The 6,145-nt window shown below is 40.0% G+C and carries 8 protein-coding genes; 4 read left to right on the forward strand and 4 right to left on the reverse strand.

The features are described 5' to 3' along the window. The first annotated feature begins 89 nt into the window (after positions 1-89). Positions 90-1,508 (forward strand): Na+/H+ antiporter NhaC family protein, encoded by a 1,419-nt coding sequence (locus AACL61_RS07175; protein ID WP_003671381.1) that lies wholly within the window; start codon positions 90-92, stop codon positions 1,506-1,508. Positions 1,509-1,651: 143 nt separating this feature from the next. After that, positions 1,652-1,885 (forward strand): cytochrome b5-like heme/steroid binding domain-containing protein, encoded by a 234-nt coding sequence (locus AACL61_RS07180; RefSeq protein ID WP_085680154.1) that lies wholly within the window; start codon positions 1,652-1,654, stop codon positions 1,883-1,885. Between the two features lie 55 nt (positions 1,886-1,940). Here the strand turns inward: AACL61_RS07180 and AACL61_RS07185 are convergent, their stop codons facing one another. Together AACL61_RS07185 and AACL61_RS07190 are read right to left on the reverse strand one after the other, a co-directional pair. After that, positions 1,941-2,591, reverse strand: coding sequence for an NAD(P)-dependent oxidoreductase (locus tag AACL61_RS07185; protein WP_085650262.1), 651 nt, complete (start codon positions 2,589-2,591; stop codon positions 1,941-1,943). Between the two features lie 78 nt (positions 2,592-2,669). Continuing rightward, the gene (locus AACL61_RS07190; RefSeq protein ID WP_078009279.1) at positions 2,670-2,897 is read right to left on the reverse strand and encodes a hypothetical protein; all 228 of its coding nucleotides are present in this window, start codon (positions 2,895-2,897) and stop codon (positions 2,670-2,672) included. A 107-nt stretch (positions 2,898-3,004) separates the two neighbouring features. Between AACL61_RS07190 and AACL61_RS07195 the strand changes: the two genes are divergently transcribed. Next, the gene (locus tag AACL61_RS07195) at positions 3,005-3,745 is read left to right on the forward strand and encodes an SDR family NAD(P)-dependent oxidoreductase (protein WP_102816666.1); all 741 of its coding nucleotides are present in this window, start codon (positions 3,005-3,007) and stop codon (positions 3,743-3,745) included. Positions 3,746-3,985: 240 nt separating this feature from the next. Continuing rightward, complete coding sequence (gene moaC / locus AACL61_RS07200) at positions 3,986-4,474, forward strand: cyclic pyranopterin monophosphate synthase MoaC (RefSeq protein WP_003674484.1); 489 nt, start codon at positions 3,986-3,988, stop codon at positions 4,472-4,474. A 50-nt stretch (positions 4,475-4,524) separates the two neighbouring features. Here moaC and AACL61_RS07205 read toward each other — a convergent pair whose 3' ends face one another. Further along, positions 4,525-4,863 carry a metal-sulfur cluster assembly factor gene (locus AACL61_RS07205; RefSeq protein WP_003674482.1) on the reverse strand — a complete coding sequence of 113 codons (339 nt, stop codon included), beginning with the start codon at positions 4,861-4,863 and terminating at the stop codon, positions 4,525-4,527. Between the two features lie 2 nt (positions 4,864-4,865). Beyond that, a complete protein-coding gene (gene moaA / locus AACL61_RS07210; protein ID WP_102816664.1) occupies positions 4,866-5,864 on the reverse strand; it encodes a GTP 3',8-cyclase MoaA in 999 nt (332 codons plus the stop codon). Positions 5,865-6,145 lie beyond the last annotated feature (281 nt).

Raw genomic sequence — 6,145 nt, forward strand, 5'->3', positions numbered from 1 at the left:
CATGAGTTATGTCACAGAAGAACAGCTTTCAACTTTTTTCTAATTTAAATTGACATTTCGGGTTATTAAAAAATAAGGAGAATTACACAATGAAAACTATTAACAAATCAAAAAATAGTCCTGAGCCAGTGATTGGTTTTAGTGAAAGTTTACTTATTCTTGGCGTTATTTTATGCATCTTAGGCTACCCTATTATTTTTAAGCACCAAGAACCGCAAGCCCCATTATTTATTTCATTTGTTTTGCTTGCTGTTTACGGGCGAATTCGTGGATTTAAATGGGATACCGTGATGGGGGGAATGCGTCATGGTTTGCGAGCCGGTGTTGACCCTCTCATTATCTTTCTTTCTATCGGCGTCTTAATTGCTACCTGGATTTTCTCAGGAACTATTCCAACAATTATGTACTTTGGGTTTGAGATTATTTCTGTAAAGTTCTTCTTACCAACAGTTTTTATTGTTTGTACCCTTGTTGGGGTTGCTTGTGGAAGTTCATTTACTACTGTATCAACAATGGGAATCGCCTTTATTGGCATTGGCGCAACTCTTAAAATTAACCCCGGTTTAACTGCGGGGGTAATTGTTTCAGGGGCCTTTTGTGGTTCGAATATTTCCCCGCTTTCAGGAACAACAAACCTTGCCGCCAGTGTTGGTGAAATTAGTATCTACAAGCATATTAAATCCCTGCTCACCACCGATATTCCTGCCTGGGCAATTTGTCTTATTCTTTACACTTTCTTAGGGTTAAACTCCAAAAATGTTAGTTTAGGCGCCGTTCACCAAATGATGGCCGGGCTACAAAGTGGGTTCTGGATCTCAGGATGGGCTCTTCTCCCAGTTCTGCTCTTAATCGTATTAGCCATTTTCCAAGTTCCTGCTATCCCTTCCCTTGGTCTGGGCTCACTCTTCGCGGTCGTACTTGGCTGGATTCATGCACCTAAAACCAGCCTCACTACGATTACTAATACCATCATGACTGGTTACGTCTCCCATACCGGTGATAAAACAATCGATACATTGCTTTCTAAAGGCGGTATCTCTAGTATGCTTACTTCTCTAGCCTTAATTATCTTCGCGCTTGCTTTAGGTGGCTTATTAATCAAGTTCAATATTATTAGCGCTATCATCAATCACTTAACTGGGATTGTAAAGACACCTGGTCGGTTAACATTCTCCACAGCTCTTACTTGTATTGGGGTTAACCTCCTTGTTGGGGAACACTACCTTGCAATTATTCTTCCCGGGCAATCATTTCTCCCATCATTTGACAAATTAGGCTTAAAGCGGGTTGATTTAACCCGGATTCTCAATGATGCAGGAGCCGCAGTCAACGCAATTGTCCCATGGAGTGTTTCTGGGGTATTCATCGCTAGTACCTTACAAATCAATCCATTAAGTTTCATTCCTTGGGCATTTTTCCCATTCCTCGTTACGATCCTAACTATCATTGCAGGAATGCTCGTGAAAGTCTCAGTCAAAAGCCCTGCTGCAAACTTAGCAACTGAATAAATTGAATTTCCGATGTCATTACCATTTTCGTGTTATAGTGGTGATAGGATAACGAATAAACTTGTCATCTATTTTCATATCTCATTACACTCATACAGGAAGAGGCCGAGTCAATTCCCAGCTTCTTTATAGGAGGGATTATTATGCGGTCATTTACTCACAATGAATTAGCGCAATATAATGGGCAAGAAGGTCGTCCAGCATATATCGGGGTGCGTGGAAATGTTTATGATGTTTCTGAAGTTCCAGAATGGAAAGGCGCAGAAATCCACGGTAATGTTTTCAGCCATGATTTATCAGATGTCACCTATCAACAAGCAGCCAAAAAGTGTTCACCGGTTTCAAAACTTCCAATTATTGGAAAATTAGTTGACTAATATTAAAAGGCATGAGAATTGATTTGCGTTCTCATGCCTTTTATAGTTCCAATAACTATTCTGCATCAACAACGGTAATTCGTTCACGATGGTGGCGTGGTGCTAAAATTTCATTGACCACTAACTTTGCCATTGTTCCTGCAGTTACCTTTGATTCATTTTGTTCATTAAATAATAATTCATCCTGACCAAGAATATAATTAGTCGCAACTCCAGCTTCAAATACTGCCGATGGTGAAATTCCTAGCCAGTCAATATCAGAAATAGTTTCAAGATACTGTAATTCTTTTAACTGCTGGCGGGGTGTATTAATCCATGTCTCAGCACCAGGCATCTTTTCAATATCATCAACAAATAGATGCTTATCCTTACCAGTTTTAAGGCTTCCGGCACCGAGGATGAAAATTAAACGGATTTTATGTTTTCGGGCTAAAACTACTAATTTCTCAGCCAGTCTTACTTGCCGATCCGCATTCTCTGGACTAGTACCATATGCATCAACAATTACATCAAACCGCGACAACAAACTATCACTTAAGGCAAAAATATCACCACTGATCAAATTGGCATCATCACCAAGGATCTTTCTGGCCTTACTCTCATTTCGAACAATTCCAGTTACATTCAAATCTTTTTTCGTCGATGCTAATTTATAGATTGCACTGCCTGCCATTCCAGAAGCACCAATTATTCCAACTCTTATCATGACTATCCCTCCTTGGACTATATTCCCTTCATGAATAACTCTATCACGAGGAGGTATTCTTGCCAAAGAAAAGGCTTTCTATTCGTTACTAGCTAAAGAATGGCGAATATTGCGAATGCACTTATTGAACTCAACCCAGTCATTAAAATTCAGGTCAAGGTCTTTCACTTGATAGCGATCAGGTGGCGTAATAACTGCTCGTTCTTGTCCATGATATTTAAGAATTAGTTGTGCGTCTACTTGTTCTAATGTATAGCCACGTCCATGAAGCCAATTTTGAAGTGCTTCTAAGGTTGCTGTATTCATTGCGTTTCCTCCTCATCCTTATTTTATTATAAAGACTTTTCTAACAAATAGCTAAATCTGACCAAAAATGCCATAATTAGAGAAAAGCTTAGAGAGGAGTTTTATATATGCAGACAGTTGTTATTAGTGGTGGAACCTCTGGGATTGGTCTTGCCACTGCTGATATTTTTCTTAAAAATGGATGGAATACGGTACTTATCGGTCGTGATACCGAAAAGGGGATGCAAGTTAAACAACAATTAGGCGAAACGTATTCCCCGACACAAGTTGCTTTTATTCAAGCCGATATTAGTAAATCAAGTGAGGTTGAACATGCTAAGCAAATAACCCTCAGTAAATTTAAAACCGTTGATGCGATTATCAATAATGCAGGAATCGTTATTCACGGCGAGGTTCATGAAACCAGTGAAGAAGATTGGGATAAAATCTTTGATGTTGATGTTAAGGGAACTTTCCTCGTTAGCAAAGCCTTCTTGCCAACAATGATTAAACAAGATCATGGTAGTATCGTTAATATTTCCTCTGTCTCAGGAATGGCTGGTGATCGAGCAATGGTTGCTTATAATGCCGCCAAGGGAGCGATTATTAACATGACTCGGGCAATGGCAATTGATTACGGTAAAAATAATATTCGCGTAAATGTTGTTGCACCTGGTCCGACTAATACCCCGCTTTTTCACCAAGATAAACAAAAATTCGCAAAAAACAGTCCATTAAATCGGATTGTTGAACCCGAAGAAGTCGCCGCTGCAATTTATTTTGTGGCTAGCCCAGCTGCTAGTGCAATCACGGGAGAAGTAATTCCTGTAACAGCCGGCTTTGAAATCTCAACTGGACAACCAATGTAAATAATAAAGCCACTAGTATCATTTAATATGTGTTACTAGTAGCTTTATATCATTATTTATGACTGGACCAAAGTTTTTGCATCATCTTTTTTAACGGGGACATAAATTTTTATCTAATAGCTATAATCAGTAAGTTTTCTCACTAATTACTCTAAACAAGATTTGGTAAAATCACTGAATAATTTTGCTTATCGATTATGCTATCCTAAAGTTAATCTACCAATTAAAAGGGGTTTTATCATGACAGACAAACTAACACATTTCAATGACCAGGACCGAGCCCGCATGGTCGATGTTACCGCTAAAAAGGTTACCTTCCGTACCGCTACGGCTCAAGGACAAATCCATATGCAAGCAACCACCCTGCAACGAATTGAAGATGGCCAAATAAAAAAGGGCGATGTCCTCGCTGTCGCCCAGGTGGCAGGAATCATGGCCGCTAAACGGACTTCTGAAATGATCCCCATGTGCCACCTCATCCCCCTCACCGGTGTCGATATCCACTTCCACAATAACGGTCAGGATACTATTACTGCAGAGGCAACCGTTAAGACCAAGCACGTCACCGGCGTTGAGATTGAAGCCCTCCTTGTCGTGCAAATCGCCCTCCTCACCATCTATGATATGTGCAAAGCAATGGACCGGGGAATGGTCATTAGTGATGTTCATCTCGTTGAAAAAGACGGTGGTAAAAGCGGCCACTTCATCTTTGACCAACAATCTAAATAATAATATGGCGTCCAGTTTTCAATCACGAAAGCTGCACGCCATATTTTTACTTATTCATGAATTCCCAGGGCAATCTTAGCATAGCGAGTCATCATGCTTGGACTCCACACTGGTTCCCAGACCAAGTTAATCTTACATTTTGCTACACCATCAGTTGCCAAAGCTTGTTCAATTATTTGTTGACTCAAGACGTTACTAACCGGACACCCCATTGTCGTTAGCGTCATGGTAATCACGCATAATTGTTGGTCATCAACTTGAACATCATAAATCAACCCTAAGTTAACAATATCTACCCCTAATTCTGGGTCAATTACCGACTGCAGAGCATCCATTACCCGGTTTTCCGTCGGCGAAAAAGGAGCGCCAGTATTTTGATCAGCTGCCATTTTTACCCACCTATCTGACTCATATGCCGCCACGTTGGCGCTGGATTAATAATCTGATGAACATTTTTCATTGCCATTTCATGATTTAACGGCTTATTATTTAGCGCCTTCTGCACTACTTTCTTAAATGTCGCAAAGTCATTGATGACCGGTCGGATATCCAGTTCTTCATTCCAATATAAGCAGGCTTTGACGTAACCATCGGAGGTAATTCGCAAACGGTCACAAGATTCACAAAACCGCTCTGAAATTGGGTGAATCAAACCGAAGCTACCTCGGTAACCCTTAATTTGATAGTTATCGGCAGGACCATTACCGGGCAATGATAACGGTTCATATGTTAACCCCGCCTCGCGACACTTATCAAAAATGCTGGTTAGCGGAACATATTCTTTTTTCCAATCGCTAATCTCTTGCCCGATTGGCATGTATTCAATAAAGCGCACATTGATCGGGTGGTCTTTCGTATAATTAATAAAATCCATGACTTCCTGGTCATTTTCGCCCCGCACGACTACGGTGTTGACCTTAATAATCTTAAAACCCTCTCGTTCAGCTGCCGCGATCCCTTGCAGGACATGCTTGATATTTCCGCCACGGGTCATCTTTTTGTATACTGCTGGATTAAAAGTATCAAGAGAAATATTAAGGCGATCAAGACCCGCTTCCTTCAATTTCTTTGCTTGATACTTCAGGGCCGTCCCGTTCGTCGTAATTGAAATGTCGTTAATTTCAGAAATTTGCCGAATACGCTGGATAATCTCGGGTAAGTCCCGCCGTAATAATGGTTCGCCACCAGTTAGGCGGACTTTCGTAATCCCCATTTTGGCGAAATTTTGCACTAACTGAATAATTTCATCTTGGGACATAATTTTATCTTTAGGGAAGAACTTCAATCCTTCTTCTGGCATACAGTAAACACACCGTAAATTACACCGGTCTGTTATTGATAATCGTAAATAATCAATTTTTCGTTGAAACTGGTCATAGAGTTGTTCCACTAACCTTCACCTCTCTGTTTTTCAAACGACCTACTATAATTGATTATCACAAATCACCACTCCAGATTGAATTAGCCTTTTCCCTAAATTAAAAAATCCCCCATCGCTAACTTATAGTCGATGAGGGAAATAACTATTAATCCTTAAAAATATCTTGAACTTCACCAGTTAATGTAATCTTATCAAGCCCATTATTGCAATTTTCATAAAATTGAAAATTACAGTTCGGATTTTTTACTGGAAGCTGGGAAAATATTAGTTGGTGGATTATAGAATGAAGT

The organism is Limosilactobacillus reuteri subsp. porcinus, assembly GCF_036621895.1.
Classification (GTDB): Bacteria; Bacillota; Bacilli; order Lactobacillales; family Lactobacillaceae; genus Limosilactobacillus; species Limosilactobacillus reuteri_J.

Excerpts from the sequence above, each read along its gene's own strand:
- AACL61_RS07175 (WP_003671381.1), top strand. The coding sequence starts at position 90 with ATGAAAACTATTAACAAATCAAAAAATAGTCCTGAGCCAGTGATTGGT.
- AACL61_RS07180 (WP_085680154.1), top strand. The coding sequence starts at position 1,652 with ATGCGGTCATTTACTCACAATGAATTAGCGCAATATAATGGGCAAGAA.
- AACL61_RS07185 (WP_085650262.1), bottom strand. The coding sequence starts at position 2,591 with ATGATAAGAGTTGGAATAATTGGTGCTTCTGGAATGGCAGGCAGTGCA.
- AACL61_RS07190 (WP_078009279.1), bottom strand. The coding sequence starts at position 2,897 with ATGAATACAGCAACCTTAGAAGCACTTCAAAATTGGCTTCATGGACGT.
- AACL61_RS07195 (WP_102816666.1), top strand. The coding sequence starts at position 3,005 with ATGCAGACAGTTGTTATTAGTGGTGGAACCTCTGGGATTGGTCTTGCC.
- moaC (WP_003674484.1), top strand. The coding sequence starts at position 3,986 with ATGACAGACAAACTAACACATTTCAATGACCAGGACCGAGCCCGCATG.
- AACL61_RS07205 (WP_003674482.1), bottom strand. The coding sequence starts at position 4,863 with ATGGCAGCTGATCAAAATACTGGCGCTCCTTTTTCGCCGACGGAAAAC.